General features: G+C 57.5%; 18 protein-coding genes. 9 read left to right on the forward strand and 9 right to left on the reverse strand.

Annotated elements, in window-relative coordinates:
* Positions 1–50: 50 nt before the first annotated feature.
* The 3 genes from RBB63_RS05900 to ribD form a co-directional block, all read right to left on the reverse strand.
* Positions 51–512: a DUF5069 domain-containing protein gene (locus tag RBB63_RS05900; RefSeq protein ID WP_309382068.1), complete on the reverse strand. Its 462-nt coding sequence runs from the start codon at positions 510–512 to the stop codon at positions 51–53.
* Positions 513–806: 294 nt separating this feature from the next.
* Positions 807–1,433: an RdgB/HAM1 family non-canonical purine NTP pyrophosphatase gene (gene rdgB, locus RBB63_RS05905; RefSeq protein WP_309382070.1), complete on the reverse strand. Its 627-nt coding sequence runs from the start codon at positions 1,431–1,433 to the stop codon at positions 807–809.
* A complete protein-coding gene (gene ribD, locus RBB63_RS05910) occupies positions 1,430–2,560 on the reverse strand; it encodes a bifunctional diaminohydroxyphosphoribosylaminopyrimidine deaminase/5-amino-6-(5-phosphoribosylamino)uracil reductase RibD (RefSeq protein WP_309382072.1) in 1,131 nt (376 codons plus the stop codon). The genes rdgB and ribD overlap by 4 nt, the downstream gene beginning before the upstream one ends.
* A gap of 57 nt (positions 2,561–2,617) precedes the next feature.
* Between ribD and RBB63_RS05915 the strand changes: the two genes are divergently transcribed.
* The 3 genes from RBB63_RS05915 to RBB63_RS05925 all read left to right on the forward strand — a co-directional run bounded on the left by RBB63_RS05915 (position 2,618) and on the right by RBB63_RS05925 (position 5,871).
* Positions 2,618–3,610 carry a hypothetical protein gene (locus RBB63_RS05915; protein WP_309382074.1) on the forward strand — a complete coding sequence of 331 codons (993 nt, stop codon included), beginning with the start codon at positions 2,618–2,620 and terminating at the stop codon, positions 3,608–3,610.
* A gap of 56 nt (positions 3,611–3,666) precedes the next feature.
* Positions 3,667–4,755: a DNA polymerase III subunit delta gene (holA, locus tag RBB63_RS05920; protein WP_309382076.1), complete on the forward strand. Its 1,089-nt coding sequence runs from the start codon at positions 3,667–3,669 to the stop codon at positions 4,753–4,755.
* 312 nt (positions 4,756–5,067) lie between these two features.
* Positions 5,068–5,871, forward strand: coding sequence for a rhomboid family intramembrane serine protease (locus tag RBB63_RS05925; RefSeq protein ID WP_309382078.1), 804 nt, complete (start codon positions 5,068–5,070; stop codon positions 5,869–5,871).
* On the opposite strand, the gene RBB63_RS05930 is transcribed toward RBB63_RS05925, so the two are convergent.
* The 4 genes from RBB63_RS05930 to RBB63_RS05945 all read right to left on the reverse strand — a co-directional run bounded on the left by RBB63_RS05930 (position 5,868) and on the right by RBB63_RS05945 (position 8,490).
* Positions 5,868–6,134 carry a DUF167 domain-containing protein gene (locus RBB63_RS05930; protein ID WP_309382080.1) on the reverse strand — a complete coding sequence of 89 codons (267 nt, stop codon included), beginning with the start codon at positions 6,132–6,134 and terminating at the stop codon, positions 5,868–5,870. The genes RBB63_RS05925 and RBB63_RS05930 overlap by 4 nt on opposite strands.
* 41 nt (positions 6,135–6,175) lie before the next feature.
* On the reverse strand, positions 6,176–7,543 hold the full coding sequence (locus tag RBB63_RS05935; protein WP_309382082.1) for a hypothetical protein: 1,368 nt from the start codon (positions 7,541–7,543) through the stop codon (positions 6,176–6,178).
* Between the two features lie 120 nt (positions 7,544–7,663).
* Positions 7,664–8,032 (reverse strand): hypothetical protein, encoded by a 369-nt coding sequence (locus RBB63_RS05940; RefSeq protein ID WP_309382084.1) that lies wholly within the window; start codon positions 8,030–8,032, stop codon positions 7,664–7,666.
* A gap of 167 nt (positions 8,033–8,199) precedes the next feature.
* Positions 8,200–8,490 carry an FtsB family cell division protein gene (locus RBB63_RS05945; RefSeq protein WP_309382085.1) on the reverse strand — a complete coding sequence of 97 codons (291 nt, stop codon included), beginning with the start codon at positions 8,488–8,490 and terminating at the stop codon, positions 8,200–8,202.
* Between the two features lie 297 nt (positions 8,491–8,787).
* Between RBB63_RS05945 and RBB63_RS05950 the strand changes: the two genes are divergently transcribed.
* From RBB63_RS05950 to RBB63_RS05965, 4 genes are read left to right on the forward strand one after another with little or no spacing between them, the layout of a single operon-like run.
* Entirely contained in the window at positions 8,788–9,603 is an 816-nt protein-coding gene (locus RBB63_RS05950; protein ID WP_309382087.1) for an ExeA family protein, read from the forward strand.
* A gap of 7 nt (positions 9,604–9,610) precedes the next feature.
* Positions 9,611–10,801, forward strand: coding sequence for a hypothetical protein (locus tag RBB63_RS05955; protein ID WP_309382089.1), 1,191 nt, complete (start codon positions 9,611–9,613; stop codon positions 10,799–10,801).
* Positions 10,761–12,191: a flagellar basal body-associated FliL family protein gene (locus RBB63_RS05960; protein WP_309382090.1), complete on the forward strand. Its 1,431-nt coding sequence runs from the start codon at positions 10,761–10,763 to the stop codon at positions 12,189–12,191. The genes RBB63_RS05955 and RBB63_RS05960 overlap by 41 nt, the downstream gene beginning before the upstream one ends.
* 53 nt (positions 12,192–12,244) lie before the next feature.
* Entirely contained in the window at positions 12,245–12,691 is a 447-nt protein-coding gene (locus tag RBB63_RS05965; RefSeq protein ID WP_309382092.1) for a M15 family metallopeptidase, read from the forward strand.
* A gap of 10 nt (positions 12,692–12,701) precedes the next feature.
* Here the strand turns inward: RBB63_RS05965 and RBB63_RS05970 are convergent, their stop codons facing one another.
* Positions 12,702–13,235, reverse strand: coding sequence for a hypothetical protein (locus tag RBB63_RS05970; RefSeq protein ID WP_309382094.1), 534 nt, complete (start codon positions 13,233–13,235; stop codon positions 12,702–12,704).
* Positions 13,235–15,325 (reverse strand): hypothetical protein, encoded by a 2,091-nt coding sequence (locus tag RBB63_RS05975; RefSeq protein WP_309382096.1) that lies wholly within the window; start codon positions 15,323–15,325, stop codon positions 13,235–13,237. The genes RBB63_RS05970 and RBB63_RS05975 overlap by 1 nt, the downstream gene beginning before the upstream one ends.
* Positions 15,326–15,598: 273 nt before the next feature.
* Here RBB63_RS05975 and RBB63_RS05980 point away from each other — a divergent pair, with 273 nt between their 5' ends.
* On the forward strand, positions 15,599–16,147 hold the full coding sequence (locus RBB63_RS05980; RefSeq protein ID WP_309382098.1) for a PilW family protein: 549 nt from the start codon (positions 15,599–15,601) through the stop codon (positions 16,145–16,147).
* A gap of 12 nt (positions 16,148–16,159) precedes the next feature.
* Positions 16,160–16,801 carry a PilW family protein gene (locus RBB63_RS05985; protein ID WP_309382100.1) on the forward strand — a complete coding sequence of 214 codons (642 nt, stop codon included), beginning with the start codon at positions 16,160–16,162 and terminating at the stop codon, positions 16,799–16,801.

Here is a 16,801-nt window from a genome sequence, read left to right on the forward strand (position 1 = left end):
ATCCCTTATAAGTTCCCTTAAACTATCACGACCATATCGTAATACCTCGACTATCCCAAGCGCCCCTCATCGAGCTCAATCATGTCCGCGACAGATTTCACCTCGGTCTCCCAATCCAGGCAGCCCATCTTTTCCAAAGACTCGCGGATGAATTCACGGCCCGCCTCGGTCATGCCTTTTTGGACAACTTCGCGATTCCACTTGGCGGCCTGCACGTCGTCGGGGAATAGTTCGAGCAGCCGCTGATCCATCTCAGCGTCATCCGCGCTTTCGCAGACGATGGTTTCCACGTCGCTTGGCTCTACACCCAGGTGCATGCACAGAAATCGGTCAAAGCCGCGCTTGTAATTCTTGCGATAGCTCTTGGGCAACTCGCCATGCTGTTGCGTGTAGCGAATCTTGGCGATGAAGCGCGGCAAATGCAGCAGACCTGTCGCCGGATGCGGCAAATAGGGGGACGGCAGCTCGGTCAGCACTTCGCCAGTCGAACCAGGTATCGGACGAGATTTCATGCCGCTAAACAAACAGATGCCGCACTTGGCGAAAAGTGTGAAACATAAATATTTTAGCTGCGGATGGACGCGGATGAAACACGGATGCCAGGATGCGTGATATTCTCTCGCGGAGGCGCGAAGCCGCAAAGACCAGCGAATGATCAAACAGGAGTATCAGGAATGAACATATACTAACTTTTAATTCCTCCAGTCCTTAATCTTCGCGCCTTCGCGAGAGACGAAAACCGCCATGCTGGCGTCAAGTATCCCTCGCCTTTAAAGCATCCGCGTTTAATCCGCGTCCATCCGCGGCTAAACCTTACGCATCAGCCACTTGGCCAATAGTTGGCAAGCATGCGCCCGGTGGCTGATGCGGTCTTTCACCGCGCCACCAAGCTGGGCGAAGGTTTCTTCATAACCATCGGGCGCAAACAGCGGATCATAACCAAAGCCCGCGTCACCGCTCGGCGCATCCAAAATCTGGCCTGGGCAATGGCCGGCAAACGTCTCGTCCACGCCATCGCCCAACAGGACCAAGGTGCAGGTAAAGCGAGCGCCACGCTCGGGCGGCGGTTTGCCTGCCAGCGCGTTTAAAAGCTTGGCGTTGTTGTCGGCGTCCGTCGCGCCCGGCCCGGCGTAACGCGCAGAGTAAATACCCGGCGCGCCATCCAGCGCATCCACCTCCAAACCGCTGTCATCGGCGAGCACCCAGTTTGTGGCAGCATCTAGTCCCTGCTTGGTGACTTGAGTTAGCAGCGCCTCAGCCTTCAACCGTGCATTGCCCGCAAAAGTCACGGCGTTTTCTTCGACCTCTGGCATGCCGCCGACCGCCTTGGCGCTAACCACTTCGATGCGGACGCCCGCCCGCTCAAGCGCGGCGGCGATCTCTCCTGTCTTATGGGCGTTGCCCGTGGCGACGATGATGCGGGGCTGGCTCATTCGAAGGGATACTCCAAGTGACCGCGGGTAAACACATCTTGGCCGAAGAGCACATTTTTCGCATCGCGCAGCACGATGGCGTCCATCATTTCGCTGGTGTTCAGGCCGCGAAACGCGGGCACCGCCTGGTCATCAGCCAGCAACTTGGGCGCGCGATAGCAGAGCAGGTAATTGATCAGACACTCCGAAAGCATATCGCTCAAAAGGCCACTCCCCCCCTCCACGAGGATGCCGGTCAGGTTCTCGTTGAGGCACTTTTTCTGAAAGATTTTGTAGAAAATATGCGGCGGCTCCAAGGGGATTTCCCACACCTGCACACCTGTAGCCTGGATCCGGCTGAGGCGATTGCGATCCGCTTCCGTCTTGGTCACCACGATAGTGCGCGCACGAAACTCATCGGCAAAGACCTGATAGTCCAGGTAATCCGCCGTCAGCAAATGGCGGTCAAAAATAAAACGCACCGGGCAATAAACCGCTTCCCCTGCACGTCGCGAAGTCAACGCCGGATCGTCCTCGATCACCGTGCCTGCGCCCACGGCGATGGCCGGGAATAAACGCCGCCACTGATGAACATCCGCCCGTGACTCCTCACCCGTAACCCAACGGGAATGCCGGGTGCGCGTCGCGATTTTGCCATCGAGCGTCATGGCGATTTTTGCCGAAATGAAGGGCGTTTGCTCGACGATGTAGTGATTAAAAATCAGGTTCAGGTCCATGCATTCATCCGCCAGTACGCCCTCGATGACCTCAATCTCCGCCTCCCGCAGGATCTCGATGCCACGCCCCGCATGCGCAGGATTTGGGTCCCGCGCGCCAATCACCACCCGGGCAAAGCCACGCTGGATAATCGCCTCGGTGCAAGGTCCAGTGCGGCCATGAGTCGAGCAAGGCTCAAGCGTCACATACAGCGTCGCATCATAGCGCGGACGGTGCCCCAGGGCTTTGATGGCCGCGACTTCCGCATGGTCCCCACCGGCCCGCTCATGCCAGCCCTCGGCCACCACGCGACCACGCTCGACGATGATGGCGCCGACCATGGGGTTGGGATGCGTGTCGCCCCAAGCGCGTTTGGCCACGGCAATGGCGTGGCGCATAAAAGATTCATCTGTCTCGTCTTCCAGGGGCATGAAGTTAGTAAAAAGACAGGTTGCGCGCTGGGATTCAATCACTAAGAGTAGCCGCCAATGATACACCGCCAATGGCTACAGATGCTGCTCCTGTGCCTTGCTGTGAGCATGACCAGCTCTGTGCATGCCGCGAATTTATTTCGAGGCATGACCGAGCAGGAAGTGATCGAGGCAATGGGGCCACCCGAATCGGAAATGGGACGCGCCGCCAAGCGCGTCATGAACTACCCCGGCGGCTCGCTCGAACTCCGCTCTGGCCGACTCTACAGCGCCGACGGTTTTGCGATGGACTACATGGCGCCAGATGGAACGTCCCAATTCTCCTTTATTACTGGCCGGGGCTGGACACTCAACGGCAACTTCATCGACAGCCAATTCCGCTTCACGCCAGAGCCATCATTTGGTCCCCAAACGCCGCAAACGAGCGGCACTGCTTCGCCCTCAGTTGAGGACAACGAAGCGGAACCCACGCCCACTCCGAGCCTGCCCCCCGCTACCCCAAGCGAGGACGAGGAACCCCTCCCCCCCATGCCCGAGGCGCAACCAACCATCCAAGAGTTTGCCATGGACATGGAGGACATCCCAACCGACTCCTACGAGGACTACATCAGCGAAGATCTCGAGATGTTCCTCAACGGCGAGGGCTACCCTGATGAAGAGGTGGAGGAAGAGCCTTCAACCCTCTTCATGGTCGTCAGCTACATCGTGCTGTTTTTCGTCGAGTTCGGCCTGACCATTATCATCCTCAAACTGAGCTTTGAAATGAAGGGCTTCCCGATTCTCTTTGGTCAGCTCATCCTGCTCAGCTTGCTCATGTCCATCTTTGCGATCACGTTGGAGGTCATCCTGGACTTGATTGGCATGAACGGCTGGATGATCAAAGTTCCGCTCAACCTCTTTGCGCTCACCGGCTTGATCCTGTTGATGACCGACGTGAAGGAGTTCGCCACCGCATTTTCCATCGCCCTGATTTCCCGCGTGGCGACGATTATCGTGGTTGTGGTGACCTTCCTGCTGCTGGCCAGCATCTACTCTGCCTTCATCGCGTAGTTTTTCGCTTTGCCACCGCAGCGAAATTCTCAGACAGTCCCTAAAGCGTAACCTCCATGAAACCTTTCACCTTTATCTGTGGCGACGACGACTTCCTGGTGACCCGGGAAGGCCAAGCCGTCTTTGCCGAAAAGGCCAAGGACATCACGGACGATTTCTCCAAGGAGACTATCGATGGCGCTGCGCAAAACATGGGCGAGGTCGAAACAGCGCTCAACCAGTTCCGCGCCGCCACCCAGACGCTCTCCATGTTTGGCGACAAGAAAGTCGTCTGGCTCAAGGACGTGTCATTCTTTGCCGACAGCGTCACGGGCCGCGCCGAGGGCACGAAAAAACTCGTCACCGAATGGCAGGAGGAGCTGGCCAAGCTCGACCCCAGCGCCGTCGATGTGCTGATCACCGCACACCCCGTCGACCGTCGCCGCAAGGAGTTCAAGTGGTTCGCGAGCAACTCCGACTACAACGACCTCAAGTCCGGCACCAACGACGACTTCCTGCTCGATATGATCGCCACCGAGGGCAAGCGTCTGAAAACCACCTTTACCCACGGCGCCTCACAATCTCTCATCGGCCTCGTAGGCGGGAATACCCGGCTGGTGCTTGAAGAAACGCGCAAGCTGGCGACCTACGTCGGCGAAGGCGGTGAAGTCACTGACGAAATCGTCATCCAGATGGTGCCGCACTTTGGCGAGGGCGATTTCTTCGAGCCGGTGGAAGCGTTTTTCTCGCTGGACCTCAACTGGACCCTCGACGCGCTGCGCCGCTACTTCTTCATTCACAAAGAGGCGCGTCCACTCATCGTGAACCTACAGGGCCGCAACCGCCTGATGATCCAACTACGCGTCCTGATGGACTCCGGCGAAATCACCCTCGGCCCACGCGGCTTCTCCAAGCCAACCTTTGAAGCCGCGCAGCGCAAATACGCCCAGCACTTCGGCGGCTTTGACGACAAGAGCAACTTCAACGTCTTCACGCAGAACCTCTGGTATCTCGGCAACAAAGTCGCCCCCCCCTGCCGTCAATTAAAACTCAAGCAGCTCGTGGATTTCCAAGTGTCGTTCACCAAGGCCTTCGAAGACCTGATGCGCAAACCGCAGGACCAGGACGCCGTCATGCGCGACTTGGCCATCGCCTGCCTGGGGTAACTCGATCCGAACAATACGTGAGTTTTAGCCGCAGATGAACGCGGATTGAACGCAGATTCGGTGAGGCAGGTTAGTTGTCCAAGTTGGGCGCTGAGGCGCCATTTTCGATTCTTGGATAATCGTATCCCACGCACTCCTTCTACTTGATGATAATGCATACCTTGCCCTCGTGTTCTCCGTGCCTCAGTGAGAAACATGCACGCCCCACCAGCATCCGCGTTCAATCCGCAGCTAAATCATTCCAACGCGTGCTCGGCAAAATACCGTTTTAGTTTGAACCGCTGCCAAATGCGGGTTTGCTGGGAGGTTTTTATGGCGACACTCCTTGACAAGCTGGAAAAGCGTTTTGGCCGCTGGGCGATACCAGACCTCACTTTCTGGGTAATGGTTACCCAGATCGCGATCTTCGCGTTCGACGCCTTTACTCGTTTCGACGTCACCCTGCTGATGCTCCAGCCAAGCGAAGTGCTCCAAGGCCAAGTTTGGCGCTTGGCGACATTCATTGTCGTCCCGACAAGTCTGCCACCGATCACGACGGGCATGATGATATTCCTCGCGTTTGAGTGGTATCTGTTCTGGCTGATGGGCAGCACGCTAGAGAAAGAATGGGGCGAGTTTCGCTACAACATGTTCTTCCTCTGCGGTGCGGCCGCCACGGCCGCGTTTTCCTTCCTCGCCCCTGACGGAGTCGGCACCAATGGCTTCCTCATGGGCTCGGTGTTCCTGGCCTTTGCCCGGCTCTACCCGAACTTCGAGCTGCTGCTGTTCTTCATCCTGCCGGTTAAGATCAAGTGGCTGGCGCTGATCACTTGGATATTCTACGGCATCATATTCATTGCTGGCGGCTGGATGGGCAAGCTGATGGTCCTTGCGGCCACCCTGAATTACTGGATGTTCTTTGGCCGAGAGATTTTCGTCCAAGCCAAGGCTGGCAAGCGTCGCATGGAATACAAAGCCCAGCGCGCCGTGGAAGAAAAAGAACCGTTCCACAAATGCGTTATTTGCGGCAAGACAGATCAGAGCCACCCCGACATGGAATTCGCCTACCTCGACGGCGAAGGCTACTGCGAAGAGCACTGGCCGGAAATGGATAAACGCCAGGCCGCCAAAACTTAACGCTTCGGCAGCAGCGCGAGCAGCTCGGCATCCGTCATCCCTTCGACCGCCAACACCTTGTGCCGACTCCCCTCCCCGCTCACCAGCGTGATCTCACGCTTGGCGACGCCGAGGTATTTCGCGAGAAACTTGACCAACTCCGCATTGGCTTTGCCATCGACCGGCGGGGCGGCAATCCGCACCTTCAGCGCGCCCTCCTGCCAACCCACCACTTCACTGCGGGATGCTTTCGGCGACGCTAGAACGCTTAACTTGGCGGACATGACGTCATGCTCTGAAACGAATCGCCGATGTCAAACCGTGCTTAAAACTCAACGATGACCGAACCTTGGAAACGCTGGCTGTCCGCAGTCGGCAGTCCAACGTAGCCCGTGGTCAGGTAGCTGTATTCACCCGCAATGGTCAGGTAAGGCGTCAATTTATAGAAAATCGAGGTCGTGGCGGTGGTGTTAAACTTCCGCATGCCAGGGCTGAGGTCCGCGTCACGCGGGTTGTCGATGCCGGCGCCAATGTTCCAATTGATGTCCTCCCAAGGAAACGTTTGTAACTGAACCCAACCGCCCCAGGAGTCAATGGACGTGCCCTTGGCGAGATTGACCGTCTGGCCGACGCCGCCATTGAAGCTGCCCAAATCCGTGCCAGACCAAACGGCGCCCAAGAGCTTAGCGTGGTTTTTCCAATTGAGCACGCCGGTGAACATGCCGACGTATTGATCGTAATCCGTCTCGCCGCCGCCCAGGGTGTCGAAGGCTTCCTGCCCATACATGCCGCTGACGGCAGTCGTGAGGGTCCAGTCTTCGGCAAGGTCGATGTCGTAGGCAATGGCCAACTCAGTGTTGGGCACTCCGGAGTCCATGCCGTCGGGCGTGCCGCCGCCATCGATGTCGCCGCTGACCGCAGAAGCAAGCGCGCCAGTGATTTTCAGGTTACCGGGGCCAACCTCATCCTGCCACTGCGCCTTGAGCAACGGGCGCCGGGACCAAATGGCGCCTTGATAGGCGAAGGAACCGCAATTGACGTTGCGTGGAAGGGCAACGGTGACCGCATCCCAATCCTGCCCGGCGCGAAACAGCCAGTTGCCCTTCTCCATCTCGGCATAGGCCAGGCGCATGCGCAGGGCTGGCGTGGAGCTGCTGTAGTTGCCGTAAAAATCGGTTTCGATCCGGGCGCCCGTCCGCCAACCATCCCATTGTGGACCATTGATTTTGAGGCCCAGTCGGGTTTCGCGGGCGGTGAGGCTCAACTGGCTGTCGCTGCGCGGCCCTTCCGGGTATACGTAGCGTACGAAGTCGCCATTGAACACGCTGTGTGTGTCGTAGGCGATGTCGAACTTGACGAAGCCATAAACCTCGAAACGCCAGTCATGGTGGGTGAAGCTCAAGTCGGGATCGAGCGGCTTAACCGGGGGGGGAGCCAATTGCTCATTGGCGGCAACCACAGCGCTTGGGTTCGTCGGCGGCTCCACCGAGACATAACCCTCCCGCACGGTCGCCAGCTCACCTTTGAGCGACTTCACCTCCTGCGTTAATTCGCCGATGACTTTCTGCTGCGCCTCCAACATGGCGCGCAGCTCTGCCAGCTCGTCCGCACTCTCACCCGCCCATAAACTGCACGCGCCAAACATCCCCATCAGCGCGAGCAACAGGGCCTTCCCTCTCTCCTGTTTTCGCATAACAAGAGAGAAACATAAACTTATTCACGGAACCATAAAGTTCAGTTTTACTTATCCCAAAGTTTGCAGCATACCTGATCAGGTCGAACAGTTGCGCTTGTGCCCCTGGCGCGCCAATACTTAAGACCGCACCAGGCTTTGCAGCGTCTTCACCACCACATCGCGCAGTTGCTCGGCAACGGATTTCTCCGAAGCATGCTCGAATTGACTGAGCAATTTGAACGGCGGATAAGTCGGCGCTCCGTTCATTTGTAAGATTGGCGAAGAGTAGCCCCGCGACTGACGCTCGTTGATGCCCGTGCCCACCGTAACATGGGTCCAGTAGCCAGACGTTTTCCAGGTAAACGCGCGATCGCCGTAGCAAAGCTGAAATCCCGTCAGTGCGCCTTGGTCATCATACCATGCGGTGAACTCCAAACCGTCGCCGCCCCACCAACGCCGTTTACCGGCGCCAGGCTCCTGCTTCACGTATTTGAATTCACGCAACATAATACCGGGTAAACTACCCAATCCAGCAACGCCCAGCAATCCCACTGTGATAAGAATACGCTTTTTTACAATTTGCTGACAGCCGCAGCATGCAAAGAATTAGAGCACCCAACATTGCCTCGCTACATTTGCGCACTGCGCAAATCGATGGGAGCAGCCGCACGCAGCTAGCGGTCGAACTTGAAGATGAGTTCGTTGTCGCGGGAATAGCCCAAGCGCTCACGCACGGCGCGTTCAACGAGGGCGGGATTCGTCTGCAGCTCAGCGAGGTAAGCTTGCTGGGCGGCATTGGTTTCCTTGAGCGCGATCAAGCGGGACTGCGCCTGCTCGTAACGCTGGTTAAACGCCTGATGCTCGCGCCAACTCTGCATCAACACCACCCCAAACACCGCGCAGGCGCAGGCAAGCGCGACAGCGAAGGTCGGCAGGATGATTTGATATTTACGCATTTCGTTCATGGGCGAGCAGGTTACGACGCACAGACTTTGCAAAACAAAGCTCCCATTGCCAAGGAAAAAACCCTCGCCATTATAATTCTCATGACTAGGTCTAATGACCAGCAAGGCGCATGGCTGCTGCGACTGGCCCGTTAGAAGCGGTTGGGCGCGCCAATGTGCGCCGACACGTCGAATATTGAAAATTTTGGAAAAAAATTACGCGCTATTGTGCTCGGCGATAACTTCCGCTTTAAAGGCCGTAAGTTAAGCCACCACTTGGCGACAGCCAAGCCCGCCAACTGAAGTTAAGCCCACACTATGTATCAGGAATTTTTCGGACTCAGCGAAATGCCGTTCAATGTGACGCCAGACCCGAAGTTTCTCTATTTGAGTCCCACTCACCAAGACGCGCTTGCCCACCTGCGCTACGGGATTCAGGAGAAAAAGGGCTTCATTGTGCTCACAGGCGAGGTTGGCTGTGGCAAAACCACCCTTTGCCGCACGCTGTTGGGCGAGCTCGATGAAAAGCCCGAGGTCGAAACCATCCTGATTCTCAACCCGCGCATTTCGGAGCAGCAACTGTTGTTCAACATCCTGCACGAGCTCGGCGAGAAGATCCCCGAAAGCAGCAATGTCGACCTGACTGCCCGCCTGAATGAAGCGCTCCTCCAGCGCATCTTAAGCGGCAAGGAAATCGTCATGATCATCGACGAGGCGCAAAATTTGTCGTTTGAGGTCATGGAGCAGTTGCGGCTCTTGTCCAACCTCGAAACCCACGACCAAAAGCTGCTCCAAATCATCCTCATGGGCCAACCGGAGCTCAACGACAAGCTCCGCGAAAAGCGGCTCCGGCAATTCCGCCAGCGCGTGCTGGTTTACTACGACCTCAACCACCTGACCCGTGCGGAAACGCAGGACTACATCCAGCATCGCTTGACGACCGCTGGCGGCAACGGACGGCCACGCTTCACTTTTTGGGCGCAATGGCGCATCCACCATTGGACGAAAGGCACGCCGCGCCTCATTAACAATCTGTGTGACAAAGCGCTGCTCGCCGCCTATATTCGCGATTCCGAAGAAATTTCCCATGGCGATATTTCACGCGCCATCAAAGACCTAAAACGCCTCGGCTAATTCTGTTATGTCCCTCATCAACGATGCATTGAAAAAGGCCCAGCGCGAGCGCGAGGGCGGCAGCAAACCAGCCAAACAAGACATCCCCAGCGTGGGAGGCGCACACCCGAGGCGCAGTGGCAACCCAGCCGATAAAACCAGCTTCAAGCTGATGCGCGCACTGGTCGTCGGCGCCATGGTGCTCGCGGTATTCATCGCCGCATTGGGCATCTTAATCAATGCGCTGAAGAAAGAGCCCGCCACAGCGGAGCCCGCCATCACAGAAGTGCCAGTGACGATTAAACCCCTAAACGACACTGCGCCGTCAGTTGCGCCCGCGCCCGCCACGCCAGCCCAACCCACCACCGCCATCCCGCGCACCGCTGATCGCATGGAATCGGCGCCCAAGCCGGTCAAGCCGCTGATCGAAGCCCCTGTCGTCCCGCCACCAAGCACCCGTGTCGCGGTCAAGGAGCCAACGCCAGTCGCAGAACCGGCCAGCGCCCAACCAAGCCAGCCTGCGGCCCCGGTTGCCCCGACGCCCGCTCCAGTTGTGGCGAAGCCAACCCCCGCTCCAGCGCCAGAAGCCAAGCCAAGGCCAGTCGCCGAACCGACCCCAACGCCAGCGCCTCAACCCGTGCCAACACCGGTGGCGTCTACGCCAACGCCTGAGCCAGTTCCTGTTCAGCCAGCTTCAACGCCGGAGCCAGCGCCAAGCGTTCAACCAATCCCCGAGCCTGTCGTGGCGGCGGCCAGCCCGGCGCCCACGACTCCTGCCCCAACAGCCCCCCCCGTTGAGCCGACTCCTTCTTCCACGCCAACGCCTGCCACCAACGCCCAGCCCAAGCCCGCGCCAGTCGTCATTCCCAATGAGCCGATGATGATCGCGGTTGCGGATACGCCACCTGCGCCAGAACCAGCCATCGCCCCGATGCCGCAACAGCCCGTGTCCACCGATGCTGAGCCCGAAGCCGCGCCTGCGCCAGAACCAGTTGCCCAGGAAGCAAATCCGAAAATCATTGCGTTCCTGCAAGCTTCCCGCATAACAGGCATTAAGGTTGCGGGTAACAAAAGTCGGGTCCTCATGAACAATCAAGTGTTCAAAGTTGGATCGATCGTTGAAGCGAGCAACCAGCTCACTATCACTGCTATTAAACCTAACGAAATTCAGTTCGTCGATGAGTCAGGAGTCGAATACCGGAAGCAATTCCAGCGGTAAGCGGAAGTTGATTCTGCGCAAAAAGGGCGAGTCCGCCCCCCCCGAGCCACCCGCAGATTCACCCGCCGAACAGCCTGCGGAGAAGAAGCCCATTCGCATGAGCTTCAAGCGCTCGCATGAAGAACCCGCTGAGCAAGAGCCGACCCCCGTGGAGGAATCGGACGATGTGGAGCTGACTGCGCCACAACCACCAAAGGTAAGGCTTGGCCTAAAACGGGAATCGGAAACAACCGAACCCGACGAGCCTCAATCTGCCGCGCCTCCTCCCCCTCCGCCGCCTGCCGCGCCCCAGCCTTCCACCCCAGAACCAGTTGCCGAGCAACCGAAGAAAAAGGTAAAGCTGGGCCTGAAGCGAGGCGTCACCCCAGAAGAGGACTCTTCCAGCAGCGAGCCTAAGGGAGACATGAGTTGGGGGCTCTCCGAAACCGAGCAAGAAGCCGATATCTTTAACCAGGCTCCCCCTCCGCCAGCCGCTGGACCGCAAGGCCTTGCCGCGCCCCCACCACCAGGCGCAGGCCCAATGCCGCCTCCTGCCGGAGGACCACCACCGCCACCGCCAGTTGGCGCGCCACCGCCCCCCCCTGGCGCACCGCCCACCGGCAATGCCGGGCCTCCGCCGCCTCCAACCGCAGGCGGTCCGCCCCCCATCCCGGGAGCAGGAGCCCCGCCACCACCACCAGGAGCCGCGGCGCCACCACCGCCTCCCGGCGCAGGCATGCCACCCCCACCACCAACCGGGGCTAAGGCGCCGCCACCCCGCCCCGGCAGTGCGCCCAAGGAAGATTTAGTCGGTCAAGAGCTCGAAAAGAAATCCGGACACGCCAAGCACATCATCATGGCGGTCGGCATTCTGCTATTTCTACTGGTCGCCATTGGCGCCGTGGGCTACTTGATTTTCAGTGGTGACAGCAAAGAAGCCATCGAAACCGCGCAGCAAAAAGTCGACAAGCCCGCCAACGAGCTGACCCGCATTGCCGACATTCCCAAGGAGTCCATCGACAAGGCCAAGGCTGCCGTGGATCAGGTCAACGCGAAAGCCAGCACCGACGAAATCCTGGGCAGCGACGAGCCAGTAGCGGCTCCAGCTGAGGAAGAGAAGCCTGAGCCATCCGCTGAAGTGGCGGAAACGCCGGCGCCCGCACCAGTTCCCGTCGAAGAAGGACCACGCGCAGTCACCTATGGCCAGCAGAATCCAGACGTGCTCGATTGGATTGAAGACTTGGGCGGCATTCAGGTGGGTCGCGGCAAAATGATCCTCAACGGACAGACCTACTCAACCGGCGCTGTCGTCAACCAATCACTGGGCATCCGTTGGATCGGCGAAGACAAAGCGCTCGGCTTACTTTATTTTCAGGACTCCCAGGGAGTAAAGTACGAGAAAGAGTTCTAGGTAGACTCGAGCTTGGGCCAACCCGACTTTCCGAAGCTGGACCAATGACGCCCATGCCGCTGCCAGCCGTGATTGAGGAGACGAACCTGGTGGAGTTCACGGACCGTGGACGCGTCCACCAGCTTCACTCCGAGGCCTTCGCCGCCTGGAATGCCATGCAGGCGCAAGCGGCATCCGACGGCGTAAACCTCATCCTGATTTCCGCATTCAGAAGCATCGCAAGGCAACAGGCGATCATCGACGCCAAGCGCGCCAAAGGCATCAGCGATCAGGAAATTTTTCGCGTCAACGCCCAACCTGGATTCAGCGAGCACCACAGTGGACTGGCCATTGACCTTGGCGCTGACGACTGCCAAACGCTTGAAGAGTCATTCGAAGAAACCGATGCCTTCCAATGGTTGATGAAGCGGGCTCGGGAATTCTCATTTTACCTGTCATACCCACGAAACAACCCGTATGGCATCACTTACGAGCCCTGGCACTGGCGCTTCAAAAAGTGAGACCTGCGAATCAAGCCAAGCTATAGGAGCCAACCAACTCTGCCGCAAACTGCTCCCTGTCCAGAGTCTCGGCATCAATGACACGGCAGTCCTTTTCCTGCGCGGTTGGCATTTCCAAATCCCGATATTGCCCATCGAGCAATGCGGGGTATTTCGCGGGCTGGAAAAAGTGATCGCCGTCTTCCATGAGGCGGCGGGCGGCACGCAGCTCCGCAAGAGCGCGCGGGATGCTGAGGAAAATGAATTCACAGCTGCCATAACTCCGCAAGGTATCCCGCGTATGCTTCGTCAAAGCCGAGCAGGTGATGACGCGTAGCCGATCCGATGGGCGCTGCGCAATGCGCACGCCGATGCGTTCACGCCAGACATTGCGGTCGTTTTCGTCCAATGGCTCACCGGCGCGCATCTTGGCAATGGCGACCGAGGTATGCATTTCATCGCCTTCGAGCACCTGCACCCGAAAATCCGCCTTCCGCTCAATCGCGCGCGCCAGGGAGGTTTTGCCCGTCAAACAGACGCCACCAATGATCAACGCTGGCAACATCAGCCCAGGAACACACGCTCCAACGCGGATTGGCTAACGTTGCCTTTCTGGTCAATCGCCGTGATGAAGTAACGGCAATCGCCTGCCCCAACCGGCAACTCAAACGTCAGGTGATCCGCCGTGCGCGATGGTCCAGTCTGCGAAGGATACGGCTCCTGCAAGCTCGGCTTGATCTTCTTGGCCTTCTTACCTTTGCAACGCAAAGTAAGGTAAACATCTTTCAACCCGGAAATGTCATACACGAAGGTATGCACCGTGGCTTCACGCGGCGCGTCCTGCAGGCAATGGTTGCCCCATGTCTTGCCGCCTGGATTTTCCGGCATGACCCATGGCGCGAAAATGGTCGGGCCAGTCTGGTCACTTTGCAATGCAGAGTCCAGGTCGCCGCCGATCAGGTGGAGCGCCTTGTTCGCAGCGTTGGTCACTTGCTGATCCCAGTTTTGCTGGCCAGTCCAATACCAGTAGCAACTGGTCTCAGCGGTCAGCATGAGTCGCTGCGCATCGCCGAGTTTTCCATTGTCCGGCTGCGCATCCTCCAAAGTATGCACGCAGTTTTGCAGCGCGGTCAGCACAGCCCAGCTATTGAGGTCAGGTGAGTAAGCCTGATCATAACGGCTGAACCACTTCATGAATTGCGGGTCGCCGTTGTCCGCGCCAGCCCAACTGCCGGGCTCGACATGAACGGCGTTCTTCGGATCGGGCGGGAATTGATCGAGGTAGTCCTTAACCGTGCACAGCTCGAAACGCGGATCGTTCTGCAGCCACTCAACCATGCGCTGGGTGTTATGCCCGTAGTAGCTGTCGGTGCCGCCACCATAGTTGTCGCCATCGCTATGGAGCAGGAAGAAAGGCGGATGCTTCGGATCGAACGTGCCCATCTCAATCATGTGGTCGTGCAACTGTCCCAGGATCGACGGATATTGCAGCGCGCCAAAACCACCGCGCGCGTCCTCGTTGCCGATGTAGCGCTCTGCCGGAACGCCAATGATCTTATGCTCCTTGCCGTCTGGATCAGTGTAGACGATGTATTCGGGACGCAGCAGGGAAGCGCTGATCTTGCTCGCCGCCCAAATGTTATTGAGCTGCTGCCAGTCATCGACCGGCGGGTTGACCTGCTCACTTTGATTGGGCGGCAACATGCCTTCCTCAAACCCTGCATAAGGATACTCCTGACAGGCGCGAAAGCGGTGGATGCTGTCGTAAATGACTGCCTTGACGCCGGCTTCGTTGAGCGCCGGAATCATGCGCACATGAAACGCCGTTTCGGGCGGGAAGAGCACATCACTGGCGGGTTGGCCAAATGTCGACTCGATGAGCCCACGATGCCACTCGATCTGTTTGACGATGTTGCGGCCCGGCGTCAGCGCCATCAAAGGATGAAAGAAACCAAAGGCCGTGAAGTCACAACGTGGGTTGCCGAGCGTCGTCTTTTGCTTCGCCACTTCACGTAGCTGATCCGCCCAACCCGGGAAACCGCCTTTGCCATTAAGCTGCTCAATCAACGAACCACTCCAACTCGTGGAGAGGCCGCCGTGGGGAAGCCCACCGTTCGCATAATGCCAAACTGCCGTTGGAATGAAACTCGAATAAGCCCCACGGCGCGTGCCGAAGATTTCGCCCTTTTCGCCATCCCAATAGTCGGGGTTCGCGGCATCGTAATACGGCTGATGCATGTGCTTGTGAATGCCGTAGTAAATCTTAACGGCGTTCGCGTCGCTTGTCGTAGCACGAGGACGCGGAGCTGGCTTGACTTCAAAGCTGGCAAAGGCCTTGACCCAATCATCGCCGCCAGCCTTGCGCCACTTGACTTTGCGACAGCCCTCAAACTGCACCTCATAGCGCCCCACGCCCAACTTGCCCGCCGGAATGTCCACCGAGTAAACTCCCTTGATGTCGTCTCCGTGTAGTTCCTCGCCGTTGAAGACGATTTCACCCGCAGGACCACGCAGGATTATCTGTGGAAAAGGCACTGCCCCGTCGGCAGTGAAGGACAGCGTGACCTCCGGCGCCCGGCGCGTGTCCGCCAACGCCTCAATGTATTCTGGACAATCAGTGGCAGTGATTGATGAAAACGTAGTAATGGTGCTCATGATTGAAATCAAATTTCAGCGACAGGCTACAGATTCCTTTGCGCAAGAGGAAGCTCCGAGTTCCATGGACCGTTAATTTAACTCAGCTGAATCAATGCCGCCGAGCAGAACAACCGTGCAGATATCATTTGCTGTCATACCGTTTTAGCAAAAACTTTACCAACGCTTGACCTGATTTAAATTGACCCAAGCAGCCCTATTAAAGTAGAGTACAAGGCATTTCCTACTAAATGTAAGGGTGTTCAAAACGCTCTGCTAGCCTTTCCGTGTACCATGAACATTTCTCCCAAGAGACGAGGTTTCTCCTTGGTTGAGCTTCTCATCGCATTAGCGTTGTTTGGCCTGATGGCGGCTGGTCTGGCCAGTCTTACGCTGCAAAGCCGCCGCATTTCAGAAGGCATAATTTTCGAGGATCAGGTAAACCGTTCCATCCAGAATTTCGTCGAGGAAATCCGCGGCATTGGCTTTGAGCGCATCCGAAACACTTACAAAGAGCCTAGTGCAGGGTTTGATCTAACGCTGCCTGGCCTCGATAGCACCGGGGCCGTTGAAATCGTCAACTGCCCGGTCGCGATCATCGACGAAAAGGAAATTTCGTCACAGTGGACCACCGTCGACATCGAAACCACCACGATGGATGGCGATTCCGCCACCGTGCCGGTCGGCCTGCGCATTGAGTTAAATGACCACAACAACTTGAGCAGCGAAAACACCAACGGCATCGAAGTAATCATCCACTACAGTTGGAAATTCCCTTGGGCCAACAGTGACGAGATGAAGACTAACGAAGCGATTGCCTACATGGCGGATGAATCCCCCTAAGCACCTTTTAGCATGAAGCAAAATCTATCTACAGCGAGAACCGCACAGGGGTTCACTCTCTCCGAAGTCATGATTGCGGTGGCGATCTTTTCGGTAGTCATCGCCATTTCCAGCTCCTTTTTCGTCGACTCCTACAAGACGCTCTACAAGAGCCAAACGGCTTTGGAAGCCAACCGCTCTTCCAGATCCTTCCTCGACTTTCTGTCTCAAGACGGCATGGAGGCGGATTCTTTCGTCGTCTATCCGAGCTACTCAGACAAAAATCAGAAGAAAAACCGCGTCGCCAGTGGTCAATCTGGAGATTTTCTGGTTCTCGCCGAAACAGAAATTGGCACTCTGGAGACGGAGTACCTGCGCCTCATTGGCTACTACGCCACGAAACGCACAACCGACGAATATTTCGATATCCTGGTCTTCGAGTATGAAGTGCCAGAGGCCAACAAAACCAAGTCTCTGGAAAGCCTCGTGAGCGAGGCAGTCAACAAGGCCACCGATCGCGTGGTGTTCGCGCAAATAAAGCGCATTGGAGAGGAAGGCATGTTCATCAATGTGGACAGCGGTAATGTCTTCTCCTTCCACGGCATCCGCGTGCGCTTTCCCGAACAGGCTCAACCTTCCAAAATCCTTCACACCACCATAAACGTCCGCTCCTAA

Source organism: Cerasicoccus frondis (assembly GCA_031296915.1).
GTDB lineage: Bacteria > Verrucomicrobiota > Verrucomicrobiia > Opitutales > Cerasicoccaceae > Cerasicoccus > Cerasicoccus frondis.

Bases quoted from the DNA above. Each gene is read 5' to 3' on its own strand.
- RBB63_RS05985 (WP_309382100.1), top strand. From the start codon at position 16,160: ATGAAGCAAAATCTATCTACAGCGAGAACCGCACAGGGGTTCACTCTC.
- RBB63_RS05935 (WP_309382082.1), bottom strand. From the start codon at position 7,543: ATGCGAAAACAGGAGAGAGGGAAGGCCCTGTTGCTCGCGCTGATGGGG.
- RBB63_RS05950 (WP_309382087.1), top strand. From the start codon at position 8,788: ATGTATCAGGAATTTTTCGGACTCAGCGAAATGCCGTTCAATGTGACG.
- RBB63_RS05930 (WP_309382080.1), bottom strand. From the start codon at position 6,134: ATGTCCGCCAAGTTAAGCGTTCTAGCGTCGCCGAAAGCATCCCGCAGT.
- RBB63_RS05925 (WP_309382078.1), top strand. From the start codon at position 5,068: ATGGCGACACTCCTTGACAAGCTGGAAAAGCGTTTTGGCCGCTGGGCG.
- RBB63_RS05975 (WP_309382096.1), bottom strand. From the start codon at position 15,325: ATGAGCACCATTACTACGTTTTCATCAATCACTGCCACTGATTGTCCA.
- RBB63_RS05955 (WP_309382089.1), top strand. From the start codon at position 9,611: ATGTCCCTCATCAACGATGCATTGAAAAAGGCCCAGCGCGAGCGCGAG.
- RBB63_RS05970 (WP_309382094.1), bottom strand. From the start codon at position 13,235: ATGTTGCCAGCGTTGATCATTGGTGGCGTCTGTTTGACGGGCAAAACC.
- ribD (WP_309382072.1), bottom strand. From the start codon at position 2,560: ATGCCCCTGGAAGACGAGACAGATGAATCTTTTATGCGCCACGCCATT.
- RBB63_RS05915 (WP_309382074.1), top strand. From the start codon at position 2,618: ATGATACACCGCCAATGGCTACAGATGCTGCTCCTGTGCCTTGCTGTG.
- RBB63_RS05940 (WP_309382084.1), bottom strand. From the start codon at position 8,032: ATGTTGCGTGAATTCAAATACGTGAAGCAGGAGCCTGGCGCCGGTAAA.
- rdgB (WP_309382070.1), bottom strand. From the start codon at position 1,433: ATGAGCCAGCCCCGCATCATCGTCGCCACGGGCAACGCCCATAAGACA.
- RBB63_RS05965 (WP_309382092.1), top strand. From the start codon at position 12,245: ATGCCGCTGCCAGCCGTGATTGAGGAGACGAACCTGGTGGAGTTCACG.
- RBB63_RS05945 (WP_309382085.1), bottom strand. From the start codon at position 8,490: ATGAACGAAATGCGTAAATATCAAATCATCCTGCCGACCTTCGCTGTC.
- RBB63_RS05900 (WP_309382068.1), bottom strand. From the start codon at position 512: ATGAAATCTCGTCCGATACCTGGTTCGACTGGCGAAGTGCTGACCGAG.
- RBB63_RS05960 (WP_309382090.1), top strand. From the start codon at position 10,761: ATGAGTCAGGAGTCGAATACCGGAAGCAATTCCAGCGGTAAGCGGAAG.
- holA (WP_309382076.1), top strand. From the start codon at position 3,667: ATGAAACCTTTCACCTTTATCTGTGGCGACGACGACTTCCTGGTGACC.
- RBB63_RS05980 (WP_309382098.1), top strand. From the start codon at position 15,599: ATGAACATTTCTCCCAAGAGACGAGGTTTCTCCTTGGTTGAGCTTCTC.